Annotated in this window: 27 protein-coding genes and 1 tRNA gene; 16 read left to right on the forward strand and 12 right to left on the reverse strand. The window is 69.5% G+C overall.

The window, feature by feature from the left end; translation table 11 throughout:
- Positions 1-15: 15 nt before the first annotated feature.
- The 11 genes from KV106_RS02110 to KV106_RS02160 all read left to right on the forward strand — a co-directional run bounded on the left by KV106_RS02110 (position 16) and on the right by KV106_RS02160 (position 11718).
- The gene (locus KV106_RS02110) at positions 16-693 is read left to right on the forward strand and encodes a flagellar hook assembly protein FlgD (protein WP_261205875.1); all 678 of its coding nucleotides are present in this window, start codon (positions 16-18) and stop codon (positions 691-693) included.
- A gap of 37 nt (positions 694-730) precedes the next feature.
- The gene (gene flgE / locus KV106_RS02115; protein ID WP_057595350.1) at positions 731-1948 is read left to right on the forward strand and encodes a flagellar hook protein FlgE; all 1218 of its coding nucleotides are present in this window, start codon (positions 731-733) and stop codon (positions 1946-1948) included.
- Between the two features lie 25 nt (positions 1949-1973).
- The gene (flgF, locus tag KV106_RS02120) at positions 1974-2714 is read left to right on the forward strand and encodes a flagellar basal-body rod protein FlgF (protein WP_057595349.1); all 741 of its coding nucleotides are present in this window, start codon (positions 1974-1976) and stop codon (positions 2712-2714) included.
- Positions 2715-2742: 28 nt separating this feature from the next.
- Positions 2743-3525, forward strand: a complete 783-nt coding sequence (gene flgG, locus KV106_RS02125; RefSeq protein ID WP_057595348.1) for a flagellar basal-body rod protein FlgG — start codon at positions 2743-2745, stop codon at positions 3523-3525.
- Positions 3522-4214, forward strand: coding sequence for a flagellar basal body L-ring protein FlgH (locus KV106_RS02130; RefSeq protein ID WP_057595347.1), 693 nt, complete (start codon positions 3522-3524; stop codon positions 4212-4214). The genes flgG and KV106_RS02130 overlap by 4 nt, the downstream gene beginning before the upstream one ends.
- A gap of 14 nt (positions 4215-4228) precedes the next feature.
- Entirely contained in the window at positions 4229-5380 is a 1152-nt protein-coding gene (locus KV106_RS02135; protein WP_057595366.1) for a flagellar basal body P-ring protein FlgI, read from the forward strand.
- Positions 5381-5385: 5 nt separating this feature from the next.
- Positions 5386-6240: a flagellar assembly peptidoglycan hydrolase FlgJ gene (gene flgJ / locus KV106_RS02140; protein ID WP_261205973.1), complete on the forward strand. Its 855-nt coding sequence runs from the start codon at positions 5386-5388 to the stop codon at positions 6238-6240.
- Positions 6241-6274: 34 nt separating this feature from the next.
- Positions 6275-8158 (forward strand): flagellar hook-associated protein FlgK, encoded by a 1884-nt coding sequence (flgK, locus tag KV106_RS02145; RefSeq protein WP_261205877.1) that lies wholly within the window; start codon positions 6275-6277, stop codon positions 8156-8158.
- A gap of 20 nt (positions 8159-8178) precedes the next feature.
- A complete protein-coding gene (gene flgL, locus KV106_RS02150) occupies positions 8179-9381 on the forward strand; it encodes a flagellar hook-associated protein FlgL (protein ID WP_261205879.1) in 1203 nt (400 codons plus the stop codon).
- Positions 9382-9425: 44 nt separating this feature from the next.
- The gene (locus KV106_RS02155) at positions 9426-10658 is read left to right on the forward strand and encodes an HDOD domain-containing protein (protein ID WP_057595344.1); all 1233 of its coding nucleotides are present in this window, start codon (positions 9426-9428) and stop codon (positions 10656-10658) included.
- Between the two features lie 193 nt (positions 10659-10851).
- Entirely contained in the window at positions 10852-11718 is an 867-nt protein-coding gene (locus KV106_RS02160) for an EAL domain-containing protein (RefSeq protein WP_261205880.1), read from the forward strand.
- Here KV106_RS02160 and KV106_RS02165 read toward each other — a convergent pair.
- From KV106_RS02165 to KV106_RS02190, 6 genes are read right to left on the reverse strand one after another with little or no spacing between them, the layout of a single operon-like run.
- Positions 11715-12506, reverse strand: coding sequence for an SDR family oxidoreductase (locus KV106_RS02165; RefSeq protein ID WP_261205881.1), 792 nt, complete (start codon positions 12504-12506; stop codon positions 11715-11717). The genes KV106_RS02160 and KV106_RS02165 overlap by 4 nt on opposite strands.
- A gap of 18 nt (positions 12507-12524) precedes the next feature.
- A complete protein-coding gene (locus KV106_RS02170) occupies positions 12525-13112 on the reverse strand; it encodes a cysteine hydrolase family protein (RefSeq protein WP_057595342.1) in 588 nt (195 codons plus the stop codon).
- Entirely contained in the window at positions 13109-13603 is a 495-nt protein-coding gene (locus tag KV106_RS02175; protein WP_261205882.1) for an aromatic-ring-hydroxylating dioxygenase subunit beta, read from the reverse strand. The genes KV106_RS02170 and KV106_RS02175 overlap by 4 nt, the downstream gene beginning before the upstream one ends.
- Positions 13600-14904: an aromatic ring-hydroxylating dioxygenase subunit alpha gene (locus KV106_RS02180; RefSeq protein WP_261205883.1), complete on the reverse strand. Its 1305-nt coding sequence runs from the start codon at positions 14902-14904 to the stop codon at positions 13600-13602. Before KV106_RS02180 ends, KV106_RS02175 begins: the two co-directional genes overlap by 4 nt.
- 25 nt (positions 14905-14929) lie before the next feature.
- Positions 14930-15895 (reverse strand): PDR/VanB family oxidoreductase, encoded by a 966-nt coding sequence (locus tag KV106_RS02185; RefSeq protein WP_261205884.1) that lies wholly within the window; start codon positions 15893-15895, stop codon positions 14930-14932.
- On the reverse strand, positions 15892-17154 hold the full coding sequence (locus KV106_RS02190) for a dienelactone hydrolase family protein (RefSeq protein ID WP_261205885.1): 1263 nt from the start codon (positions 17152-17154) through the stop codon (positions 15892-15894). Before KV106_RS02190 ends, KV106_RS02185 begins: the two co-directional genes overlap by 4 nt.
- Positions 17155-17374: 220 nt before the next feature.
- Between KV106_RS02190 and KV106_RS02195 the strand changes: the two genes are divergently transcribed.
- Positions 17375-18583, forward strand: coding sequence for an ABC transporter substrate-binding protein (locus tag KV106_RS02195; protein WP_409976470.1), 1209 nt, complete (start codon positions 17375-17377; stop codon positions 18581-18583).
- A 9-nt stretch (positions 18584-18592) separates the two neighbouring features.
- Here KV106_RS02195 and KV106_RS02200 read toward each other — a convergent pair whose 3' ends face one another.
- Positions 18593-19591, reverse strand: coding sequence for an AraC family transcriptional regulator (locus KV106_RS02200; protein ID WP_057595362.1), 999 nt, complete (start codon positions 19589-19591; stop codon positions 18593-18595).
- A 184-nt stretch (positions 19592-19775) separates the two neighbouring features.
- On the opposite strand from KV106_RS02200, the gene KV106_RS02205 reads away from it, so the two are divergent.
- The gene (locus tag KV106_RS02205) at positions 19776-20702 is read left to right on the forward strand and encodes a hypothetical protein (protein WP_261205886.1); all 927 of its coding nucleotides are present in this window, start codon (positions 19776-19778) and stop codon (positions 20700-20702) included.
- Between the two features lie 107 nt (positions 20703-20809).
- Complete coding sequence (locus KV106_RS02210) at positions 20810-21031, forward strand: hypothetical protein (RefSeq protein ID WP_057595336.1); 222 nt, start codon at positions 20810-20812, stop codon at positions 21029-21031.
- 22 nt (positions 21032-21053) lie between these two features.
- Here the strand turns inward: KV106_RS02210 and KV106_RS02215 are convergent, their stop codons facing one another.
- Positions 21054-21494, reverse strand: a complete 441-nt coding sequence (locus KV106_RS02215; RefSeq protein WP_057595335.1) for a hypothetical protein — start codon at positions 21492-21494, stop codon at positions 21054-21056.
- A gap of 223 nt (positions 21495-21717) precedes the next feature.
- Between KV106_RS02215 and KV106_RS02220 the strand changes: the two genes are divergently transcribed.
- On the forward strand, positions 21718-21936 hold the full coding sequence (locus KV106_RS02220; protein ID WP_057595334.1) for a hypothetical protein: 219 nt from the start codon (positions 21718-21720) through the stop codon (positions 21934-21936).
- A 109-nt stretch (positions 21937-22045) separates the two neighbouring features.
- The gene (locus tag KV106_RS02225; RefSeq protein WP_057595333.1) at positions 22046-22540 is read left to right on the forward strand and encodes a hypothetical protein; all 495 of its coding nucleotides are present in this window, start codon (positions 22046-22048) and stop codon (positions 22538-22540) included.
- Positions 22541-22816: 276 nt separating this feature from the next.
- Here KV106_RS02225 and KV106_RS02230 read toward each other — a convergent pair.
- The 4 genes from KV106_RS02230 to pal all read right to left on the reverse strand — a co-directional run bounded on the left by KV106_RS02230 (position 22817) and on the right by pal (position 25159).
- Positions 22817-22892 (reverse strand) — tRNA-Lys (locus KV106_RS02230).
- A gap of 86 nt (positions 22893-22978) precedes the next feature.
- Positions 22979-23767, reverse strand: coding sequence for a tRNA threonylcarbamoyladenosine dehydratase (locus tag KV106_RS02235; RefSeq protein ID WP_261205890.1), 789 nt, complete (start codon positions 23765-23767; stop codon positions 22979-22981).
- A gap of 109 nt (positions 23768-23876) precedes the next feature.
- Positions 23877-24635 carry a tol-pal system protein YbgF gene (gene ybgF / locus KV106_RS02240; RefSeq protein ID WP_057597624.1) on the reverse strand — a complete coding sequence of 253 codons (759 nt, stop codon included), beginning with the start codon at positions 24633-24635 and terminating at the stop codon, positions 23877-23879.
- Positions 24635-25159, reverse strand: a complete 525-nt coding sequence (gene pal / locus KV106_RS02245) for a peptidoglycan-associated lipoprotein Pal (protein WP_057597625.1) — start codon at positions 25157-25159, stop codon at positions 24635-24637. The genes ybgF and pal overlap by 1 nt, the downstream gene beginning before the upstream one ends.
- Between the last annotated feature and the right edge of the window lie 8 nt (positions 25160-25167).

The raw sequence follows: 25167 nt of genomic DNA on the forward strand, positions 1-25167 counted from the left end.
TCCGGACGCCCGCGCATGACCTCCACCGCCGCCACCTCCAACCTCACCGGCACCACCTACGTGCCGAGCTCGAGCGCGGACAGCAAGTCGATCTCCGCCAGCGGCACCGCCGAGGCGCAGGACCGCTTCCTCAAGCTGCTGGTCGCCCAGCTCGCGAACCAGGATCCGATGAATCCGATGGACAACGCGCAGATGACCTCGCAGATCGCGCAGATCAACACGGTCACGGGCATCCAGCAGCTCAACGACACGATGAAGAACATGAACACCCAGATGTCGGCCATGCAGGTGCTGCAGGCCGGCAACCTGGTGGGCCGCGGCGTGCTGACCGAGGGCAACCAGCTGGCCTTCGACACCACGGCCAAGACCGCGGTGGGCGCGATCGAGCTGCCGGCCAAGGCCACCAGCGTGAAGATCCAGGTCACCACCGCCGGCGGCCAGGTCATCGACACCGTCTCGCTCGGCGAACTCGACGCGGGCCAGCACGGCTTCACGCTCGACTCCTCCACGTACCCGGCCGACACGCCGCTGCAGTTCAAGGTGATTGCCACCAACGGCAGCGACAAGGTCGACGCGGTCGCGCTGATGCGCGACAAAGTGGTGGCCGTGGGCAGCGATGCCAGCGGCGGCCTCTCGCTCACGCTGCTGACCGCGGGCAAGACGCCCTACGCCAACCTGCACGCCGTTCTCTGACAGACATCCCTTCCATCCAGCACACAGGAGCCACTCCATGAGCTTTCAACAGGCACTCTCGGGTCTCAACGCCGCCAGCCGCAGCCTCGACGTGATCGGCCACAACATCGCCAACGCGGGCACCACCGGCATGAAGTCCTCGCGCGCCGAGTTCGCCGAGATCTATGCCAGCTCGGCCGGCGCCATCGGCGGCACCAACGTGGGCCTGGGCGTGGGCGTGGCCGATGTCTCGCAGCAGTTCTCGCAGGGCTCGCTGTCGATCACCGGCAACGACCTCGACGTGGCGATCAACGGCGGCGGCTTCTTCCAGGTCAGGGCCCCCGACGGCACCACCGCCTACACCCGCGCCGGCAACTTCAAGCAGGACAAGGAAGGCAACATCATCACCAACAGCGGCGCGCAGGTGATGGGCTATGCCACCGACGCCAACGGCGTGCGCCAGAGCTACGACGCGATCCCGCTGAAGCTGCCCACCGGCGCGCCCATCCCCGCCAAGCAGACCACCAAGATGGCGGCCGAGATCACGCTCGACGCCAGCGCCGTGGTGGCTTCCACCGCCACGCCGCCGACGCCGATCCGTACCTACGGCACCTCGCTGACCGCCTACGACGCGCAGGGCCTCGAGGTGCCGGTCGGCCTGTACTTCCAGAAGACCGCCAACAACAGCTGGAACGTCTACACCAGCGTGAACGGCAGCGACCCCGCGGCCTCCACGCCGTTCCAGCTCAACTTCAACGCCGACGGCAGCCTGAACACCACCACCTCGACGGTGCCTCCGCTCACGCTGTCCTCGCCCAACGACCCGACGCGCACCTTCACCGCCTCGCTGGACCTGAGCCGGATGACCCAGGTCAACGCGCGCTTCGCGGTGTCCGACCTCACGCAGGACGGCTACACCGCCGGCCAGCTCACCGGCATCAAGATCGAGGACACCGGCGTCATCACCGCCACCTACTCGAACGGCCAGACCCAGGCCGCGGGCCAGGTCGCGCTGGTGAGCTTCCGCAACGCCCAGGGCCTGGCGCCCAGCGGCTCGGGCTACTGGGTCGAGACCGCGTCCTCGGGCCAGCCGGTGCGCGGCGCGCCCGGCGAAGGCACCTTCGGCCAGTTGCGCTCGGGCGCGCTGGAGGAATCGAACGTCGACCTCACGGCCGAACTGGTCAACATGATGAGCACGCAGCGCGCCTACCAGGCCAACGCGCAGACCATCAAGACGCAGGACCAGGTCATGTCCACGCTGATCAACCTGCGCTGATCGAACGCACCGGAAGCGACGCGCGATGGACCGCCTGATCTACACCGCCATGAGCGGCGCGAGCGCCGCAGCGCAGCGCCAGGGCGTGCTCGCCAACAACCTGGCGAACGCCTCGACCCAGGGCTTTCGCGCCGAGCTCTCGACCTTCCGCGCGGTGCCGCTGCGCGGCGACGGCGCCACCACGCGCGTGTTCGCGATGGAAGCCACCTCGGGCCACGACGACAAGCCCGGCGCGATCCAGCGCACCGGCCGCGCGCTCGACATGGTGGCGCAGGGCCGCAGCTGGTTCGCGGTGCAGGGCCTCGACGGCACCGAGGCCTACACCCGCGCCGGCGCCTTCCAGGTCTCGCCCGAAGGCACGCTGATGACCAGCTCGGGCCTGCCGCTGCTGTCCGACGGCGGCGCGCCGATCGACGTGCCGCCGGGCTCGGAGCTGTCGGTGGGCAGCGACGGCACGGTCAGCGCCAAGACCGGCGACCAGCCCTCCTCCACCCTGGGCCGCCTCAAGCTGGCCACGCCCACGGCCGACGACCCGCTGCGCCGCGGCGAGGACGGCCTGTTCCGCACCGCCTCGCAGGAGCCGCTGCCCTCGGACGCCACCGCGCGCGTGGAGACCGGCGCGCTCGAGGGCTCGAACGTGAACCCGATCGAGACCATGGTCGGAATGATCGCCGCCGCGCGCCAGTTCGACAGCCAGCTGCGCCTGCTGCAGTCCGCGCAGGACTCCGACAAGTCGGCCGCGCAGCTGCTCAACGTCCAGGGCTGATGCCCATCGCAAGAGAAAGACCCTCGCCATGATCAATTCGCTCTGGATCTCCAAGACCGGCATGGAAGCCCAGCAGACCCAGCTGGACGTGATTTCGCACAACCTCGCCAACGTCTCGACCACGGGCTACAAGCGCGCCAACGCGGTTTTCGAGGACCTGATGTACCAGAACCTGCGCCAGGTCGGCGCCAACAGCACCGAGCAGTCGCAGCTGCCCACCGGCCTGCAGCTGGGCCTGGGCGTGCGCACGGTCGCCACCAGCCGCTCGTTCTCGCAAGGCAGCATGCAGCAGACCAACAACCAGTTCGACCTCGCGATCAAGGGCAACGGCTTCTTCCAGGTCACGCAGCCCGACGGCACCATCGGCTACACGCGCGACGGCTCGTTCCAGGTCGACGCGCAGGGCCGGCTGGTCACCTCCTCGGGCCTGCCGGTGGCCAACGGCATCACGGTGCCCGCCACCGCGACCAGCGTCAGCATCTCGAGCGACGGCACGGTCTCGGCCACGCTGTCGGGCAATGCCACGCCGCAGAACATCGGCTCGCTGGCGATCGTCAACTTCATCAATCCGGCCGGCCTCGAGCCGCTGGGCGAGAACCTCTATGCCGAGACCGCCGCCTCGGGCCAGCCCAACGGCGGCACCGCGGGCACCAACGGCCTGGGCACGGTGATGCAGGGCTTCCTCGAGACCTCGAACGTGAACGTGGTGCAGGAGCTGGTCTCGATGATCCAGACGCAGCGCGCCTACGAGATGAACTCGAAGGCCATCCAGACCAGCGACCAGATGCTGCAGAAGCTGGGGCAGCTGTGAGACTTCCACTGTTTCGCGCGGCCTTCGCCGCCCTCGCCCTCGTCGTGGCCGGCGGCTGCACCACGCTGGCCAACACGCCGCAGGTCGAGATGCCCTCGACCGCGCCGCCGCCCGTGAGCGCCTCGCCGATGGCGGCCGTGCCGCGCCAGGCCACGGGCAGCCTGTTCCGCACCGCGAGCTACCGGCCGCTGTTCGAGGACCGGCGCGCGCGCATGATCGGCGACACGGTGACGATCTCGATCGTCGAGAACGTGAGCGCGAGCCAGAAGTCGACCTCGACCATCGGCAAGACCAGCAGCATCGACACCGGCATCTCGGCCCTGCCCTTCTTCGCCGCCAACTCCTTCGGCCGCGCCGGCGCCAATGCCGAGTCGGCCCACAACTTCGCGGGCAAGGGCGGCACCGAGAGCGCCAACACCTTCCAGGGCTCGATCACCGCGACGGTGATCGACGTGCAGCCCAACGGCCACCTGGTGGTGACCGGCGAGAAGCAGATCGGCGTGAACCAGAACGTGGACGTGCTGCGCTTCTCGGGCACCATCGATCCGCGCTCGATCCAGGCCGGCAGCAACGTGCTGTCGACGCAGGTGGCGAACGTGCGCATCGAGTCGCGCGGCCGCGGCGCGCAGCAGGAATCGCAGGTCATGCCCTGGCTGGGCCGCTTCTTCATGAGCGTGCTGCCGTTCTGAGGATGAACGACGCCATGTCCCTTTCACCGAAGCACCGCCTGCGCCGCCGGCTCGCCGCCTTCTCCTTCGGCGTGGCCGGCATGCTGCTGCTCGCGCTCGGTCCCGCGCAAAAGGCGCATGCGCTGCGCATCAAGGAAGTCGCCGCCGTGCAGGGCGTGCGCAGCAACCAGCTCACGGGCTACGGCCTGGTGGTCGGCCTCGACGGCACCGGCGACCAGACCACGCAGATGCCCTACACCACGCAGAGCGTGGCCAACTACCTGCAGCAGCTGGGCATCACGCTGCCCGACAACCGCGCCTCGCAGCTGCAATTGAAGAACGTGGCGGCGGTGATCGTCACGGCGCAGCTGCCGGCCTTCGCGCAGCCGGGCCAGCAGCTCGACGTCAACGTCTCCTCGATGGGCAATGCCAAGTCGCTCAAGGGCGGCACGCTGGTGGCCACGCCGCTGCGCGGCGCCGACGGCGAGATCTACGCGCTCGCGCAGGGCAACATGGTGGTCGGCGGCGCCGGCGCCGCGGCCGCGGGCAGCAAGGTGCAGATCAACCACCTGAGCGCGGGCCGGGTGCCCAACGGCGCGCAGGTGGAACGCAGCGTGCCCTCGCCGCTGCTCGACGGCGACAGCGTGAACCTCGACCTCAACGCGGTCGACTTCCAGACCGCGCGCCGCGTGGCCCAGGCCATCGACCGCAAGCTCGGCACCGGCACCGCGCGTGCCATGGACGGGCGCACGGTTCAGGTGCGCGCGCCCACCGACGCCAATGCGCGCGTGAACTTCATCGCCGAGCTCGAGGAGCTCACGCTCGAGGCCAGCACGCCCGCGGCCAAGGTGGTGATCAATGCGCGCACCGGCTCGATCGTGCTGAACCAGGCCGTGACGCTGGGCCCCTGCGCCATCGCGCACGGCAACCTGTCGGTCACGATCAGCTCGGCGCCGGTGATCAGCCAGCCCGCGCCGCTGTCGGGCGGACGCACCGTGGTGGCCGAGCAGGCCTCGATCCAGATCAAGCAGGAGCCCGGCACCATGATCCAGGTGCCGGCCGCGCCGCTGCTGGCCGACGTGGTGCGCGCCCTCAATTCGCTGGGCGCCACGCCGCAGGACCTGCTGGCGATCCTGCAGGCCATCAAGGCCTCGGGCGCGCTCAACGCGGAACTCGAGGTGATCTGATGTCGATGCAGACTTCGCTGTCCGCGATGTCCATCTCGCCGTCCACCGGCCAGGGGCTGGCGGCCGACGCGCGCTCGCTCGACGCGCTCAAGCTCGCGGCCAACGGCAACGACCCGAAGGCGGTGCGCGAGGCGGCCAAGCAGTTCGAGTCGCTGTTCATGCGCGAGCTGATCAAGAGCATGCGCGAGGCCACCATGAAATCGGGCCTGCTCGACAGCGACGGCGAGAAGCTCGGCACCGACCTGCTCGACCAGCAGTTCGCGGTGCAGCTCTCGGGCCTGCCCGGCGGCCTCACCGACGCGATCACGCGCCAGCTCACGCAGCAGATGAGCGGCGCCGCCAAGGCCCCGACCATCGCGCTGGGCGCCGAGGCCGCGCGCATCAAGCCGGCCGCCAACCAGCGCAGCTTCGTCGAGCAGCACGACGACGCGGCCGAGCGCGTGTCGCGCGAGACCGGCATTCCCGCCAGCTTCATGATCGGCCAGGCCGGCCACGAGACCGGCTGGGGCCGCAGCGAGATCCGCCACCGCGACGGCACCCCCTCCCACAACCTGTTCGGCATCAAGGCCGGCGGCAGCTGGACCGGCCCCACCGTGGCCGTGACCACCACCGAATACATCGGCGGCGAGCCGCGCAAGGTGACGGCGCGCTTTCGCGCCTACGACTCCTACGAGGAGTCGTTCCGCGACTACGCGCGCCTGATCGGCAACTCGCCGCGCTACGAGAAGGCGCGCGCCAGCGTGAGCTCGGTCAGCGCCTACGCGAGCGAGCTGCACCGCGCCGGCTATGCCACCGACCCGGCCTACGCGGCCAAGCTCAGCCGCGCGATCCACACCACGCTGAAGATCCAGCGCACCTGAAGCGCACAGGCCAGTCCTCGAGAAAGATCCCGCCATGAGTCTGCTCAACGTCGGCGCCCGCGCCCTGCTCGCGAACCAGGTCGCGCTGTCGACCACCGGCCACAACATCGCCAACGCCAGCACCGTCGGCTACTCGCGCCAGACCGCCGTGATGGGCCAGGTCGCGGGCCAATACACCGGCAGCGGCTACATCGGCAAGGGCGTCGAGGTCACGACCATCGAGCGCGCCCACAACGAGTTCCTCACGCGCCAGGCCGCGGCCGCGCAGTCGGTGCAGGCCATGGACGAGACGCGGGCGGCACGCCTGTCCTCGCTCGAGGACATCTTCAAGGGCGGCAAGACCGGCCTGGGCGCGGCCGTGTCGGACCTGCTCAACGCCTTCTCCGACATCGCGAGCACGCCGACCGACGTGACGGCGCGCAACGTGGTGATCACCCGCGCCGACGAGATGGCCGCGCGCATGCGCGACGCCCAGACCCGGCTCGACGACCTGCAGAAGGGCGTGAATTCGCAGCTCGGCGACGCGGTGCGCAGCATCAACGGCCTGGCCGCGCGGCTGGCCACGCTCAACGAGCAGATCGCGCGCGCCAGCGGCGGCGGCCAGAGCCCGAACGACCTGCTCGACCAGCGCGACCAGCTGCTGCGCGAGCTCAACCAGCAGGTGCAGACCACCACCGTGCAGGCCGACGACGGCTCGCTCAGCGTGTTCGTGGGCAGCCAGGCGCTGGTGCTGGGCAACAAGGCGGCGCAGGTCGCGATGAGCACCGACGACGCCAACCAGAGCAAGCTGACGCTGATGCGCAGCGGCTTGTCGACCACCATCGACGAGGCCACGCTCGGCGGCGGCGCGGTCGCGGGCCTGCTGCGCTTCCAGAACAGCGACCTGGCCGAGGCGCGCGACGGCCTGGGCCGCATGGCGCTCACCCTGACGACCGAGATCAATGCCCAGCACCGGCTCGGCGTGGACCTCGACGGCAACCCCGGCGGCGACTTCTTCAAGCCGATCGCGATCCCCGATGCCATGGGCGCCGCGAGCAACACGGGCAACGCGGTGATCGGCGCCACGGTATCGAACACCTCGGCGCTCTCGGCCTCGAGCTACCAGGTCAAGTTCGGCGCGGGCGGCAGCATCGAGGTGCAGCGGCTGTCGGACGGCAAGACCACCAGTTTCACGGGCCCGATGCCGATCGAGATCGACGGCCTCAAGCTCGACCTGAAGTCGGGCAGCGCGGCCGAGGGCGACAGCTTCGTGCTCAAGCCCTATGCCTCGGCCGCCGGCGACATGGCGACCGTGCTGCGCTCGGCGCGCGGGCTGGCCGCGGGCAGCCCGGTCGAGGCGCGCGTGGGCACCGGCAACACCGGCGGCATGGCGGTCGGCAGCCTGGCCGCGACCTCGGCCAATGCCAACCTCAGCCAGCCGGTCACGCTGACCTTCAACGGCGCGGGCGGCTTCGACGTGTCGGGCAACGGCACCGGCAACCCGACCAGCGTGCCCTACGTGGCGGGCCAGCCGATCAGCTACAACGGCTGGACCATCGTGCTGTCGGGCACGCCCAAGGCCGGCGACACGATCACCGTCCAGGCCGCCACCACCGCCTACGGCGGCAGCAACGCCGGCAATGCGCAGGCGCTCTTGGCCCTGCGCGACAAGACGGTGTTCGACGGCGCCCCCATGACCGACGGCTATGCCGCGCTGATGGCGCAGGTCGGCGTGCGTTCGCAGAGCGCGCAGTACGCGGCCGAGATCTCGGGCTCGATCGCCACCTCGCTCGAGACCGACCGCACCAGCCAGGCCGGCGTGAACCTCGACGAGGAAGCCGCCAAGCTGCTGCAGTACCAGCAGGCCTACCAGGCCTCGTCCAAGATGATCCAGATCGCGCAGAGCATCTTCGACTCGCTGCTGCAGAACATGAACTGACCCGGGAGACAGGAACAACCATGACAGCCACCCGCCTCGCCAGTGCCACCACCTACGACAACGCGGTGCGCCAGCTCACCACGCGCCAGTCCCAGCTCTCGAAGCTGCAGGAGCAGCTCAGCGCCAGCAAGAAGGTGCTGCGCCCCAGCGACGACCCGACCGGCGCCGCGCAGGCCGAGCGCGCCATCACGCGCATGGCGCGCGTCAGCACCGACCAGCGCGCGCTGGAGCTGCAGCGCAACGCGGTCTCGACGGCCGAGTCGACCCTGGGCAGCGCGACCGCGGCCATGGCCGAGTTCCGCACGCTGGTGGTGAACGCCGGCAATGCCACGCTGTCGGCGGCCGACCGCGCCACGATCGCGCAGCGCCTGACCACGCTGCGCGGCCAACTGCTCGGCTATGCCAATGCGCAGGACAGCAACGGCCAGTCGCTGTTCGGCGGCCTGGGCAGCACCGCGGCGCCCTTCGTCGACAACGGCAGCGGCGTGCGCTTCGACGGCATCGCGGGCCAGGCCGGCGCCGCCAGCGACACCGCCATCCCCTCGATGCTCGACGGCTACGCCACCTGGATGGACGTGCCCACCGGCAACGGCGTGTTCACCGTGGGCCAGGAAGCCGGCACGCGCAACGTCTACAGCGACGCCGGCAAGGTGGTCGATCCCTCGGCGCTGACCGGCCACGGCTACCGCGTCGCGTTCAGCGTCGCCAACGGCGTGACCACCTACGACGTGATCGACACCACCACGCAGGCCACGCTCAAATCGGGCCAGCCCTACACCGCGGGCCAGGCGATCGAGTTCGCCGGGATCTCGCTCACGGCCAGCGGCGTGCCGGCCGACGGCAATGCGCTGAGCGTCGCGCCCAGCGGCAAGACCAGCCTGTTCGGCGTGCTCGACCAGGCGATCGCGGGCGTGAAGGACGGCAGCAACAGCAGCGGCCAGCTGGCGCAGAACGTGGCGCAGTCGCTGGTGCAGATCGACGCCGCGAGCGCGCGGCTGTCGGCCTCGCGCGGCCGCGCGGGCGACCTGCTGAACCAGGTCGACAGCATCTCCGACCGCCAGTCCTCGCGCAGCCTGCAGCTCGAGGCCGACCGCTCGCGCGCCGAGGACCTCGACACGATCCAGGCGCTGTCCGACTTCAAGACCCAGCAGACCGCCTACTCCGCGGCCCTCGGCTCCTATGCCGAAATCCAGAAACTCTCGCTGTTCAACTTCATCGGCTGACGTGGCGTGACCGCCCTTTCGTTCCTTCTCTCCTTCTCGTCTTCATGTCTCAATCGGTACTCGGCAGCCTGACCTTCGGCTACCGCCCGTTCTGGAACCGTCCGCGCGCGCTCGCGGGTGTCCAGCTCTTCGTCCACGAGGACCGCCAACGCATCGACGGGCGCCACCTGCTGCGCACGCTGGCCGAGACCTGGAACGCCGATTCGCCGACCCTGCTGCTGTCGATCCAGACGCCCGAGTTCCTGCGCGACATCGCGAGCAACGCCGAGGCGGCCGGGCCGATGCTCGAGATTCCGCTCGGCTGGATGCAGGACGCCGGCCTGCGCCCCGCGGTGCGCGCCGCCGCCCGCCGCGGCGTGCGCATGGTCGCGAGCGGCGTGCCGACCCAGATCCCCGACGCCGAGGCAGCGCCCTGGTTCGAGCGCCGGCTGCTGCGGCTGGCACCGGAAGACGCGATGGACGCGCTGCGCCTGGCGCAGGTGGAGCGCGACACCACGGTGTTCGACCGCGGCATGACGCATCCCGGCGAAAGCAGCCCGGTGCGCCCCGATGCGCTGATCGACGGCGTGGCCAGCCGCGCGCTGGCCGAGCATGCGCTCGACCAGCAGAACGCCTGGGCCGTGGCCGGCTGGCCCAGCGAGGACGTGCTGCACGGCTACGGCGGCCAGCCGCTGCCGCCGACGCGGCGCGCCATCGTGCGCGTGATGAACGCGATCGACGCCGAGGAATCGCTCGAGCGCATCGACCAGCTCGTGAGCCGCGAGGCCGCGCTGGTCTACGCGCTCATGCTCTACCTGAACTCGCCGGGCCTGGGCCTGCCGAACCGCGTGGCCTCGCTGCGCCACGGCTTCATGATGATCGGCTTCCAGCGCCTGAGCACCTGGCTGTCGCAGCAGTTGCCGACCGCCAGCGAGGACGGCAACCTGCGCCCGCTCAACACCTCCATGGCGATGCGCGGCCACCTGGTCGCGCAGCTGATGGACGCCGGCATCGAGGACGACCTCAAGCGCGAGGTCTATCTGTGCGGCCTGTTCTCGCAGCTCGACCTGGTGATGGGCGAGCCGCTGCGCACCAGCTTCGGCCGCATCCCGCTGACCGACCGCATCGTGGCCGCGACCATCGCGCAGAACGGCCCTTATGCGCCCGCGCTGCAGCTCGCGACCGCGCTCGAATCGAGCAACCCGACCGCGCTGCGCAACCTGCGCCGCACCCATGCGGTCGATGCCGAGGAAGTCAACCGCGCGCTGCTGCGGATGATCGCCGCGGGCGGCTTCTAGGCCGGCCCTCCTCTATTGGGAGGAAGCCGCGCTTTTTTTGCCCGCCGGCCCCTTTTTCTCCTCAAGTCTTCCGCCGCCGCGCCGAAAAAGCGGACATGCGGTCCCGCGGGGCCGCGCCCAGGAACCGGAGAACACCATGTCGGGCATCCCGCAACGACTTTTCATCCACGGCCCCCGGGTCTGAAGGCCATCCGTGTCCAGCCTGGCACCGACTTTGGCCCGCGATTTCAACGCCCGTCCGCCGGGCTACTGCAGCGCCGCGCGCGCGCTGACCATCAACCGCCTCCAGCAGCCGGCCACCCAGGCCAGCAACGATGCCTCGGCCGTGCCCGACTTCGCCGCGAGCTGCCCGGCCTTCACCATGGCCTTCCAGCCGATCGTCGACGTCGACAAGGGCGAGGTCTACGCGCACGAGGCGCTGGTGCGCGGCATCCACGGCGAAGGCGCCGGACACATCCTCGGGCTGGTGCATGCGCGCCATCGCGTCGAGTTCGACCGCGCCTGCCGCGCCAAGGCGATCGAGCTCGCGGCCGGGCTGCGCATGGCTTCGCGGCTGAGCCTCAACGTGATGCCCAACGATGCCGGGCGCCAGGGCGAATGCTTCCAGAGCGCGGTCGAGACCGCCGAGCGCTTCGGCTTCCCGAAGGAGCGGCTGATCTTCGAGGTGACCGAGTCGGAGCGCGTCGAGGACCTGCCGCACCTGGTGCGGGCCTTCGAGATGCACCAGCAGCACGGTTTCTCCTCGGCCATCGACGACTTCGGCGCCGGCTTCGCGGGCTTCGAGCTGTTCGTGGCGCTCAAGCCGCACATCGTGAAGCTCGACATGGAGCTGATCCGCAACATCCACACCGACGGCGTGCGGCGCGCCGTGGTCAAGGGCTTCGTCTCGACCTGCGGCGAGCTCGGCATCCACGTGGTGGCCGAGGGCGTGGAGGTGATGGAAGAGGCGATGGCGCTGCGCGAGCTCGGCATCCGGCTGTTCCAGGGCTACCTGTTCGCGCGGCCGGTGGTCGAGACGCTGCCGGCCGTGAACTGGGAGTGGGAGAAGCGTTTCGACTAGGGCATGCCGGCCGCGAACCAGTCGCGCGCCGAGCGCCCCTGGTCCGGGCCCAGCATCGAGAAACCGCCGTCCACCGGAATGTCGGCGCCGGTCACGAAGCGTGCCGCGTCCGAGCACAGGAACAGCACCACCTGCGCCACGTCGTCGCCGTCGCCCGCGCGGCCCAGCGGATGCAGCGGCGCGGCCATGCGGTCGGCCTTGGTGCGGTCGCCGCCGGCCATGCGCGAGAGCGCGTCCGACCAGGTCCAGCCGGGCGACACCGAGTTCACGCGGATGCGCCGCGGCGCCAGGGTCGCGGCCTGGTTGCGCGTGAGCTGCAGGATCGCCGCCTTGGCCGCGGGATAGAGCGCGCGGTCGGCCGTGCCGAACTTGCCGCCCACGCTGCCCATGTTGACGATGGCTCCGCCCTGCGCGGCCAGCGCTTCGGTGGCCTTGTGCACGAGCAGCGCGCCCGAGACCAGGTTGACGTCGAGCGCGGCCAGCCATTCGGCGCGCTTCGCGCCCATGCCGCCGTCGTTGTAGACCACGGCGTTGTTGACCAGGCAGTCGAGGCGGCCCTCGATGCGCAGCGCATCGGCCACCAGCGCGTCGAGCGCCTCGTCGTTCGCGATGTCGCAGGCGGCGAAGCGGCAGGCCGCGCCGAGTTCGGTCGCCAGCGCCTGGCCGCGCGCCGCGTCGATGTCGACCGCGACCACGCGCGCGCCGGCCTGGGCCAGCGTGCGCACGATGGCGCTGCCCAGCATCGCGGCGGCGCCGGTGACGATCGCGACCTTGCCTTGCATGTTCATGAGATGTCCTTCATCGGTTCAGGGGCCCATCTGGGCGAGTGCGTCCTCGACGCCGATCACCTGCGCGAGCATCGACAGATTCTCCAGGCTCGCGGCATGCAGGTGCGGCTGCGCCGTGTTGCAGGCATCGGCCACCACCGCCACGTCGTAGCCCAGGTCGCTCGCATGGCGCGCGCCGTGCTCGACCACGTGGTTGGTCGCGATGCCCGCCACGTAGAGCCGGTCGGCGCCGGTGGCGCGCACCGCCTGCTCGAGCCCGCTGGCCCAGAAGGGGTTGTTGCGCTTGTGCGTGACCACGGCCTCGCCGGGCAGCGGCGCGAGCTCGTCGTAGAACTCGGCGCCCCAGCTGCCCTCCTGCACCGCGCCGCTCTGCGCGACGCGCCGGAACAGCGTGCAGTTGTCGAGGCAGTCGACGTAGCCGGGCGCGAAGGCGATGCGCACGAAGATCACCGGCACGCCGGCGGCGCGCGCCCCCGCGATCAGCCGGCCGGCCGAGGCGATCAGGCGCGGCCGCGCCGGATCGTCGGCCGCGACGCCCACGCGCACCTTGCCGTCGGCGTGCAGCACGTCGTTCTGGTAGTGCATCGCGAGCAGCGCGGCCTTCACACGAACACCTGCAGCGCTTCGTGCGCGGCGTCACAGTTGACCAGCTCGACGCGCTTGAGATGGATGCGCAGCTCGCCCTCGTGGCGGCGCAGCGTGTGCAGCACGCTGCCGCCGAACATGCGCTGCTCGGTCTTGCGCCATTCGAGCAGCACGAAGGTGGAGCGCACGGTGAGGCCGCCCAGCGCGCCCTCCTCGCGCGCCTCGATGCCGATATTGCCCACCACGTGCACCGTGCGCGTGGGCGGCTGCTGCGAATAGGCGCGCGCCTGCTCGAGCCGGCGCGCGCGCATCGAGCGCAGCAGCGCGTCCTCGCAGAACAGCGAGGCGTGGTTGAGGTGGTCGGCCTGGCCGTGCACCAGCGGCACCCAGTACAGGCCGTCGGGCGTGAACAGGCGCTGCCATTCGTCCCAGCGGTGCTCGTCGAGCAGCCGCGCCTCGTGGTGCAGGAACTGCGCGATCTCCTGCTGTTCGTTCCAGTCGAGGAAGTTCATGCGGCGCTCCCGGTGTCCACGCCCATGTACTTCGACCAGGCACCGAACATGTTGCGCGCCGGCATCTCGCTGTTGCCGTTGGAGGCGCGCCCGCCCGGCAGCGGCTGGTCGCGTCCCACGGCGCGGTGCATGCTGACCCAGTCGCCGCCGTCCGAACCCAGGCCCTCCTGCACCCGGTTGTAGGCCTCGAGGTCGTCGGGCATCACGTTCGACGAGGGCGAGTTGACGATGTTGGTGTATTTCAGCGTGCGCTGGAAGGTGGCCTCGGGCGCGCCCTTGAGCCGGAAGCTGAAGATCTCGACCAGCGTGCGGTCGACCGACAGCGGCCGGATCACGCGGATCTGCTGGAACGAGGTGTGGGGCGAGCAGCTCGGGTAGACGATGGTGTTGTGGCGGTTCACGCGCAGGATCTGGTCCGCGCGCTCGGCGCCCTGCGCCGCCTCGAGCGCGGCCACATAGGCCAGGCTCACCGGGTCGGTCGGCGGCACGAAGATGCCTTCCATGAAGCCGTGGCCGTTGTCGTAGCCCTTGAGCTCGAGCTTCTCCCAGAACTCGAGCGGCTCGCCGTTGCCGTCGACGATCACCACCTCGAAGGGCTTGCGCGTGCCGGCCGGCATGGCCTCGAACTCCTCCTTGGCCGCGCGCCACGACGACTCGTGCGTGGCCACCGCATGGATGGTGTCGTGCAGGTTCTCGAAGAAGATCTTCCAGTTGTTGCGCTGGATCACGCGCTGCACGCCGCCGGCCACCTCGACCTCGCCCTCGGGCGCGCGGTCGCAGAAGTTGTCGAGCGAGGTGGCGACGCCGCCGAGGAACTCCTCGAGCCCGGGTCCTTCCTTCGACAGGCTCGCGAACACGAAGCCGCGGTGCGTGGCGACGCGCGCCACGTTGCGCACGCCGTACTGCGGGTCCTTGAGGTCGAGCCCCGTGTCCTCGTAGCCGCTGCGCAGCGGCACCGACAGCAGGCTGCCGTCGCACTTGAAGGTCCAGCCGTGGTAGAGGCAGCGCAGGAACTTGCCGGCGCTGCCGCTGCCGTCGGGCACGATCTTGGCGCCCTTGTGCGGGCAGCGGTTGTACATCACCTGGATCCGGCCGTCGGTGTGGCGCACCATCACCACGGGCTCGCGGCCGAGCCGGGTGGTGAAGTAGTCGCCGGGCTTGGGCACCTGGCTCTCGTGGCCGACGTAGAGCCAGGCCTGGCCGAACACGCGGTCCATCTCGAGCTCGAAGATCGCGGGGTCGGTGTAGACGCGCTTGTGGACGCGGTCGGGCTGCACGAGGGACTGCAGGTCGATGGTCATGGATGGGTCTCCTGGAATCGTGGGATCAGAGGTCGAGTACCAGCTGCGGCGTCCTGGCGCGCGACACGCAGGTGCAGATGGTGCGCCCGTCGGCTTTCTCGCGCGGGCTCAGGTTGTGGTCGCGGTGGTCGGGCACGCCCTCGACCACGTCGACGGCGCACACGCCGCAGTCGCCCTGGCGGCAATCGTAGAGCGGGTCGAGCCCCGCGGCGATCAGCACGTCGAGCAGGCTCCGGCCCGGCGGCACCGTCAGCAGATGGCCCGAGCGCAGCGTGCGCACCTCGAAGGCGGCGTCGCCGGCCTGCGCGAGCGCGCCCGCGAACAGCTCGAAGTGCACGTGGTCGTCGCTCCAGCCCTGGGCGCGCGCGGTGTCGACCACCGCCTGCACCAGGCCGCGCGGACCGCAGACATGCAGATGGCGCCCGGGCACCGGCACGGCCAGCAGCGCGCGCAGGTCGAGGCCACGCGCGGGATCGCCGCCGTCGTGCACCACGCGGCCGCCGAGCGCGCGCACCTCCTCGAGATAGGCCGTGGCCTCGGGGCTGCGCGTGGCGTAGTGGAACTCGAAGGCCCGGCCCTCGGCCGCGAGCGCGCGCGCCATGCACAAGAGCGGCGTGATGCCGATGCCGCCCGCGATCAGCAGCGGCGCGGCCTCGCCCCGGCGCAGCGCGAAATCGTTGCGCGGCGCCTGCGCGAGCACGCGCGCGCCCTCGGCCAGGCCATGCATCCAGGCCGAGCCGCCCGCGCCGTCGGGCTCGTGCAGCACGGCGATCTCGTAGCGGTCCGAAGCGTCATGCGGCCGCGCGAGCGAATAGGCGCGCTGACCGGCCTGCCCGTTGGGTTGCATCACCTGCACGCCCAGGTGCGCGCCGGGTTCGAACGGCGGCAGCGCCTCGCCGTTCGCGCTGCGCAGCACGAAGGCCTTGATGGCCGGCGTGAGCGCGCTGGCCGAGGCCACCACCAGTTCGAGCATGGAAGGCGCGGCGTTCATCCGAGCGGCAGCGCCGGGTCGGCGATGGTCAGGGCCGTCGATTTGGCCCAGCGCGGCATCAGCGTGTTCGAGGGCAGCGTCTCGTCGACCAGCTTGCGCGCGGTCTCCACGCCGGCCACCGGCAGGCCCGTTGCATCGAGCAGGCCGATCTGCGCGAGCACGCTGGCCTGGTCCCAGTAGATGTGCTCGTGGTAGAGCTTGTCGCCGCGGAACTTGACGATGGCCACGAGCGGGATCTCCACCGGCCGGCCCGTGGGCGCGATGCCCGGCAGCATCCAGTCGATCTCGACCGTGTGGGTGAAGCAGAACAGCATCTCGTCGACGATCTGGGTGGCGCCCACGGTGCGCGAGATCGGCGTGAGCCGGGTGTCGGGCGGCGTGGTGGGAATGAAGTGGTGCTTGTAGAAGCGCGACAGCTCCTTCGCGCCCACGCCGCCGGTCATGGTGGGGATGTGGTTGACGTAGGGCTCGGCGACCATGGTGCCCATGGTGGCGACCACGTCGCGCGTGGCGAACTCGTACTCGCAGTGCTTGTCCCACAGCGCCGACAGGTCGTAGACCGGGCCGATCGCCTCCTTGAACAGCGCCATGGAACGCTGGTGCGCCATCAATGTCGAGGGCTTGTCGAAGTGGTCGCCGCCGGTGCGCGCGAAGGCATGGTCGACGCCGGGGTAGACGTACATCTGCGCGCCGGGCCGGCCCGCGAAGGCCTCGAGCACCTGGGCGCGCGCCTCGGGCGGGCAGAACTTGTCGAGCTCGGCGAAATGCAGCGCGATCGGGCACGCGATCTTCGGCACCAGCTCGAGCGCGCCCTCGATGCCGACACCGTAATAGCCGACCGCCGCGTCCACGCCCGAATGCGCGGCCGCGAGGTAGGCCAGCTTGCCGCCGAGGCAGAAGCCCAGCGCGCCGACCTTGCCGGTGCAGGCCGGGTGCGCGCGCAGCGTCTGCACGCTCGCGGTCACGTCGGCGATGCCGGCCTCGATGTCGAACTGCTGGAAGAAGCCGAAGGCGCGCTGCCAGTCCTCGGGCGAGTAGCCGAGCTCGACGCCGGGCTCCATGCGCCAGAACAGGTCGGGCGCGAGCACCACGTAGCCTTCCTCGGCATAGAGGTCGGCCACCTCGCGCACGTAGTCGTTGATGCCGAAGATCTCCTGGCACAGCACGATGCCGGGGCCGCGGCCCGAGGCCGGCAGGGCCAGGTAGCCGCGGAAGCTCTGCGCGCCGTCGCCGGCCGGGATGTCGATGTAGTGGCTCATCGGGGTGTCTCTCTCGAAGGGGTGGATCGGGATGGCGGCGATTCTGGAGACGACGCGTGGCGGCTGTCTGTCCATTTCGTGCAGCACGCCGCGCTGCACGAAACGGATAGCCGCGGCGCGCGGCGCTGCCAGACTGCGGCCTGCGACCGTTTGCCCGGTCTCTTTCGGCCACCCGCTTCCCACCCACGTTCGGCGTATCCATCGCCAGAGGAGTTTCTCGATGCCGCTCAGCCGCCCGCGCATGGCGACCGTCCCCTCGGTCCTTGCCCTCGCCGCCTTCTCCACCCTGCTGGCCCTGACGCCGCACGCCGATGCGCAGACCGTCAAGGTCGGCCTCGCGATGGACCTGTCGGGGCCCTTCGCGGTCGGCGGCGCCGAATCGAAGGCCGGCTTCGCGGTGGCGATCAAGCAGCTGGGCGGCAAGCTCGGCGGCGTGCCGGTCGAGTTCGTCGAAGCCGACACCGCGGGCAACCCCGAGACCGCGCGCCAGGTGGTCGAGCGCATGCTGATGCGCGACAAGATCGACCTGTTCACCGGGCCGGTCGGCTCGTCGGTGGCGCTGGCCGTGGCGCCGCCGCTGTTCGCGGCCAAGGTGCCCTACCTGTCGAGCAACACCGGGCCGAGCGACCTCTCGGGCGCGCGCTGCAATCCCTACTTCTTCGGCGCCTCGTACCCCAACGATGCGTACCACGAGGCGGCCGGCAAGTTCGCGGGCGACAAGGGCTTCAAGAAGGTGGCGCTGATCGCGCCCAGCTACCCGGGCGGCAAGGACGCCATCACCGGCTTCAAGCGCACCTACAAGGGCGGCACGGGCGACGAGCTCTACACCAAGCTGGGCCAGCTCGACTACTCGGCCGAGCTCGCGCAGATCCGGGCCTCGAAGCCCGATGCGCTCTACTTCTTCCTGCCGGGCGCGATGGGCGTGGCCTTCATCAAGCAGTTCGTGGGCGCGGGCCTGTCGAAGGACGTGGCGCTGATCTCCACCGCCTTCTCGGCCGACGAGGACATGATCCCCGCGGTCGGCGAGCCGATGCTCGGGCTGTTCAACACCGCGCACTGGTCCTTCGACCTCGACAACCCGGCCAACCAGCGCTTCGTGGCCGCGTTCCGGCAGCAGAACAACGGCCGCAACCCCTCGTTCTACGCGGGCCAGGCCTACGACGTGCTGATGGCGATGGACGCGGCAGTGCGCGACGTCGGCGGCAAGGTGGCCGACAAGCCGGCGCTGCTGAAGGCGATCAAGGCCGCCAACTACAAGTCGGTGCGCGGCGACTTCCGCTATGGCGCCAACAACTTCCCGGTGCAGAACTACTACTTGCGCGTGATCGCCAAGGACGGCAGCGGCCGCATCGCCAACAAGGTGATCGGCACCGTGCTGACCAACTACCAGGACACGACCGCGGCGCAGTGCGCGATGAAGCCGTCCTGATCCGGTGCCTCAATGCCGCGCGGTCTCGCGCGGCAGGTGGCCGAAGCGCTCGCGGTAGCAGGCCGCGAAGCGGCTCAGGTGCGAGAAGCCGCAGTTGAGCGCCACCTCGGTCACGCTGGCGCCGTCGTGGCGCGCGAGCTGCGCATGCGCCGCATCGAGCCGCATGTTGCGCAGCACCTCGCCGGGCGAGAGCTCGCGGTAGCGTCGGAACAGCAGCGCCAGCCCGCGCCGCGTGAGGCCGGCGGCGCGCGCCACCTCCTCGAGCGACAGCGGCGTGTCGAGCCGCTCCTGCATGAACTCCTCGGCGCGCCGCAACTGGCGCAGGCTCGCGGCCTCCGAGCCATGCCGCGCCTCGTCGTGCCGCTCGCGCACCGAGTTCGGCCGGTGGCACAGCAGGTAGAGCATCAGGTTGTCCTCGCAGTGCGAGAGCCAGCGCGCGTCGTAGCCGGCATCGCCCGCCGCGGGCAGCAGCGAGGCGAGGCTCGCCACCATGCGGCGCCATTGCGTGCCCGCCGTGTCGTCGAGCGAGAACGGCATCTCGAAGTCGATCTCGCCCACCGCATCGGCGCCGCGCAGCGGGAAGGCATGGCGCGCCACCTCCTGCAGCCGGCTCAACTCGATCTTGAGCATCAGCTGTTCGCAGTCGGCATGCCAGCGCAGCCGCACCGGCTTGTGGGCCGAGATCACCGCGCCCTGTCCCGGATGGATCTGCAGGCTGCCGCCCGCGTGATGGATGTCGGCATGGCCGCGCAGCGGCATCTGCACCAGCACGAAGTTGCCGAGCGCATCGGGCTCGATGTCCACGTCGCAGCCGTAGCGCAGGATGCACAGCGAGAGTGCGCTCAGCTCGGCGCGGCAGAAGATCGCATCGACGTCGCCGCGATGCCAGACGCTGCGGTGCGGCTTCAGCTCGCAGGCGATGCGCGCATGGGTTTCGTCCGCCGCGCGGGAACGGAAGACCTCGCGCCCGTACAGCGGCGAGAGTTGCTGGCTCGACCATGCTTCCACGGACACTCCTGCGATTTCAGGTGGGGGATCGGACGCTTGTTGTGCGCGCCAATCTACGGGCAATCGGCGCGAGCCGCCATGGCGGTTGCCCGGGGTGCGGGCGGCCCTGGTGCCGTGCAAGAAGCCTGCCCGCCGGGCCTCGTTCGCATAATGGCCGGCCGTCCATAGCCAGGGAGATCGTCGAATGAGGAAAACCACCGCCGTCGTGATGCTCGTGGCGTTGCTGCAGGCCGCCGTGCCTGTCGCGGCGCGGGCCGCCGCCGATCCAGGCACGTCGAGGAAGCAGGCGCAGCAGCCTCTCTACGACCTGAGGGTGTCGAGCGAGAAGCTGGCGTTCCGGGTGTACGTCAACGACCTGCCGATCTCGGTCCTCCCCACCAAACGCATCGGCACGATCGGCATGCCGCTCAATCCGGCGATCCTGCGCAGCGGTCCGCAGAAGCTCACGATCCGCCTGCTGCCCGCCACCGGCCAGCAGCGCTTGCCCGACACGGACGACCTGAAGGTGGAACTGGTCGTGCGCAGCAAGACCGAGCCGCCGCGCAACACCACGCTCTATGAGTTGCCCCCGCTGCGCGACGGCAGGCAGGCGCTGTTCACCGACCCGCAGGGCTTCAGCCAGACCGTGCAGTTCGAGGCCCAGGTGCCCTACAGCCTGGCCGGCTGGGAGCGCAGCGTGCCGCTGGATGCGGCCGACCCGAAGCTCGAAGCTGAAGCGCTCGAGGTCTATCGCCGGCTGATCGCCGACATCGGAAACAGGAAGGGCGAAGCCTTCATTGGCGCGCTGGCCAAGGCCCAGCGGCTGCTCTACCCCGCCATCTACCTCTCGTCCGCGGAGGCACGGGAGCGGGATGCCGAATGGGTGAGCTTCATCGACAAGGGCACCGGCACCGTCGCGCCGCTCGAGCACCATGCGCTCGAGATCCGCGGCGACGGCAAGCTGGTGCGGCTCAAGCGCACCGACCCGGCCAGCGTCGACGAGGGCGTGGTGCGCATCGCCTACAAGCGGGGGCCGCAGCCCCGCACCATCGTCTACGACATCTACCTGCACCGGCCCGCGCCCGGCGCGAGGCTGGAGCCGATCTGGTACTTCATGACCGACTTCAACTGAAGCGCCCCGCGGTGGCGGCGGCACCCACGGAGACCGGTAGCAATAAAACGAGAACCAAGGTACTATTTCCTGGCTTCGCAGGCCTCTGGTGCCTACGCTTGCCTTCCATGCAATCAGCGCACATCTCCGTCGACCTCCAGGATGGCTGGAACGGCTCCTTCTTCTGCAAGGAGACGATGCGCGGCAGCTATTCGGGCGTGGCCCGGATCACCTGGCGCGGCATTCCCAAGGGCGACCTCGTCGTGATGCGGCAGCCCTCGCTGGAGGCGGCCATCGAGCGCGTGCGGGTGCGCGGCGGCCAGTTCATCAAGGCACGCACCCAGCCCTGAGCCCGGCCTACGCGCCGTCTCGTCAGCCGAGGCTCGAGCGCTTGCAGTTGAACACCGTGCCGCCATCCACGCTGCGCAGCATGGGCACCTTGCCCACGATGCTCAGCGTGGCGCTGGTCAGGCGCCACTCGCCGGCCTTCGACAGCTTGAAGAGCGTGGTGGTCTCCACCTCGGAGGTCGGAATCGAATTGAAGACATAGACCGGCTCGCCCGACGACTCGTCCAGGCCGACGAGGTCCGCGCGCATCTTGCCCAGGGTCTCGGTCTCGCGCGTCTTCGAGCGCACCACGTCGAGGTTGACCGTGCGCGAGAACTCGTCGATCGCGATCCTGCGCACCGCGTTGAACGGCGCATTGCCCGCGGCCGGCCCCGGCGTGCAGACCATGGTGGCGGCCGATGCGGCCGTGCAGCAGGCCGCCAGCGCCAGGAGCAGGCAGGTTGGACGGCTTCGTCGGGTGGTCATGGATCGTCCCTGGTCTGTGTTTGCGGAGGAGGACCAATGTAGCGCGCGGCCATACCCCCGATCGTCGTGCGCTTCACCTTCCAGCACTTCTTCTCTTCCGAAGCCCCTTTCAACGGCCCCGCGGTAGCGCGGCACCGCTTCGCGCGTGGATCCTCCTCCCAACGGAGGAGAGATCGAACTCCCCTGCCGGCCCAGAATCGCGGCCAGCCCAAAGGAGTCATCGATGCTCGAGAACAAGACGCTGGTCACCGCCTGCCTTGCACGGGTCAGCGCCGGGGCGTGGCCCGAAGTCGAGGGACATCAACTCGAAGTGCTTCAGACCGCGGGGCTGATCGCGCTGGTCGATACGCCGTCGCTGCAGATTCAGGCGAGGCCCGCGCGGCGGTTCTCCTACCAGTTGACGCCGGCGGGCAAGGACCTGCTCTGGCCGCGCAAGAGATAGGCCCGCGACGCCCGGCTTCATCCGCTTGACCATCCGGACTCGGCGGACAAAGGCGGGCCGGCACGGTTATGGGTGTACATCCGGATGCATCCCGGCCATCGACATCCCCATGCGCATGCATATCTGGAACACCCGAAAACTCAGAGACGACCTGGTCCATGACAGGCTCGATGAAACCGATGGCCTGAAGTACATGCTGGCCGCGGCGCTGCTCTGGGTGATCCTCAACTATTCGGCGCTCTGGTTCGGTGGCTACAGGCACTGGACCTTGCTGTTCGAGGCCGGCCTCACTCTCGCCATCAGCCTCGTGGGCACGCACGAAGCATTCCTCGCGAACGGTGCGGCGTCCGGACGCGACTTCGTTCGCCGCTATTGCGTCATCGCGGTTCCGATCGGATTCAAGGTCCTGGCCCTCAATCTTCTGGTGGCGACCCTCATGTACTTCGGCCTGCCGCATGTGCTGACGAGCGGCACCTTTCGCGATCCCGCTTTCGTCTATCGCCTGCTCGTGTTCGCCACGTCGCTCGGCTACACCATCCTCTACTACACGCGAATTGCCCATCACCTGCGCAAGGTGGCGGTGGCGACCTCGACCCCGGCCTGAGAAGGATCGACCTGGGCCGCGCAGGGATGGCCCGCGGATGGCATCGTTCTTCATCGAGATGGGTCAGGGCATCCTGGCTCCCGAGCTCGAACACTCCGGAAGAGATCATGTTGAAGACCTCTCGCTGAGGCTATGACAGCGAGCTCGATGACCTGGATTGGTCTCTGGAGAATCCGTCGAACATCAAGAGGTTGCTCGAGCGCGCAAAAAAAATGCCCCAAGTGGCTGTTTCACTTGGGGCGGGTGGATCCATGTGGCTAGCCATGGATCTGGTTCTGGTAGGACGTACTGGATTCGAACCAGTGACCAACGGATTAAAAGTCCGCTGCTCTACCAACTGAGCTAACGTCCCGAATTCGGTTTTCCCTGGGCAGGGAGTTCCTCGTTCTTGTTTTTTTCTTGACGCTTCGCCGCTGTCAAATGCGGCAAAGCCAAAGATTATAGCGTGGTATTGACCGCCATCCGATCGAGCACCCACCCCGCCGCGCATTGCCCGAAGGTCGCGGTCACGCTGACCACCGACCCATAGCCATGGCAGTTGAGCGAACCATCGCCGCTCTCGATGGCGCACGAGGCATCGGGCGGGGCCACGCTCTCGCGGCTGAACACACAGGCGACGCCGATCTTGCGGCCCTCGCGCGGCGCGCCATGCGACTTGCGCAGGCGTTGCCGCAGCTGCGCGAGCAATGGGTCGTGCGTGACCTGCGAGAGGTCGTCGATGTCGACCTTGTGCGCGAGCCGCTTGCCGCCCGCCGCACCGACGGTGATGAAGTCGGTGCCACGCGCGACGCCGCGGGCCCAGGCGGCCATCGCGAGCTTGGCCTTCACCTGGTCGCAGGCGTCGATGACGGCATGCACGGGACCGTTGGCGGCCTGCGCGGCTTCGAGCAGCGCGGGCCAGTTGTCGGGCTCGACGAACTCGTCGACCGGCAGCACGCGGCACTCGGCGTTGATCTGCGCGATGCGCTCGCGCATGGCTTCGACCTTGGCCTGTCCGACGGTGCTGTCGAGCGCGTGGATCTGGCGATTGATGTTGGACTCGGACACGTGGTCGAGATCGACCAGCGTCAGGCGCCCCACCCCGCTGCGCGCCAGCGCCTCGACGGCCCACGAACCGACGCCGCCGATGCCCACGCAGAGCACGTGCGCGTTGCGGATGCGCGCGGCACCGCTCACGCCGTACAGGCGCTCGAGGCCGCCGAAGCGGCGCGCGAAATCAGGTGCCATGGCGTCGTCGCCAGACGCGACAAAACCGGCGGCTGCCTCGGGGGCAGTCGCCGGTTCGGTCGTGGAGACGGGCTCGTGAACAGCGCTCAAGCGGAGGGCTCCGCCGGCACTAGCGCAGTCGCGAGAGACGCTCGCGGCCGGCCTGCGCGGCTTCCGACTGCGGATAGGCCTTGGTCAGGTCTTCCAGCGTGCGGCGCGCGGCGCGCGTGTCCTTGAGCTCGATCTGGCAGTTCGCGATCGACAGCACGGCCTCGGGGGCCTTGGCATGGTCGGGCGCGAGCGAGAGCATCGAACGGAAGTTGGCGATGGCCTCGTTGTAGTTGCGCGTGGCGTACTGGGCATTGCCGAGCCAGAACAGGGCCGAGGCGTTGTAGCCGCTTTGCGGGTAGCGCTTGACGAACTCGGCGAAGGCGGTCTGGGCCTGCGCGAACTGGCCGGCGCGGAACACGCCGAGCGCGGCTTCGAAATCGGCCTTCTCGCGCGGATCGGCATTGAACTCGCGACCATCGACCGTGACCTTCGACGGCTCGTTCTGCTTGAGCCGGTCGTCGATGGTGGTCTGCTTGGACTGCAGCTCGCTCACGGCACGCGTGAGCTGTTCGTTCTGGCCGGTCATGCGCGCCAGGTCGCCACGCATCTGCTCGATCTGCGTCTGCAGGTCGAGCAGGCTGCGCCGCAGCTGGCCGTTCTCGTCGGTCAGGCGCTGATCGGTCTGCTGGCGCACGGCCTCCACGCGCTGGCGCAGATCGAGGATGGCCTTGCGGGCCTCGTCATCCTCAAACAGCGCGGCCTGCGATCCGGCCGAGGCGCACAACAGGGCGGCCGCCAGGGCCGCGCCACGCCACAGAGCGCGTTGGGCGGGCCGCATCACCGGGTGTAGCGGATTTCGGCGCGACGGTTCTGCGCCCAGACTTCTTCACCCGCGCCGGTCACGGCGGGCTTTTCCTTGCCGAAGCTCACGGCTTCGATCTGGCTGTCGTTCACGCCCAGCAGCGTGAGCGCGCGGCGCACGGCTTCCGAACGCTTCTGGCCCAGCGCGAGGTTGTACTCGCGGCCGCCGCGCTCGTCGGTGTGGCCTTCGATCGAGATGCGACGCTGCGGGTTGGCCTTGAGGAAACGGGCATGGCCGTCGATCAGCGACTGGAACTCCGGCTTGACCGTGTAGCTGTCGTAGTCGAAATACACGATGCGCTCGACGCCCATCGGACCTTGGGCGGTGCCGGCGTTGGGATCGATCGTGACGGGTGCCACGGCCGTGGCAGCGCCCTGGTTGCCAGCGCCACCGGCGGTACCGGTGCGGTCGGTCACGGGCGTTTCGTTGAGCTTGGTGCCCGACGAGCAGCCTGCGATCAGCGCCACGATGGCCAGCGAATAAATCGTACGTTTCAACATTTCGAACT

Origin of the sequence: Variovorax endophyticus (genome assembly GCF_025376855.1) — a bacterium.
GTDB lineage: Bacteria > Pseudomonadota > Gammaproteobacteria > Burkholderiales > Burkholderiaceae_C > Variovorax.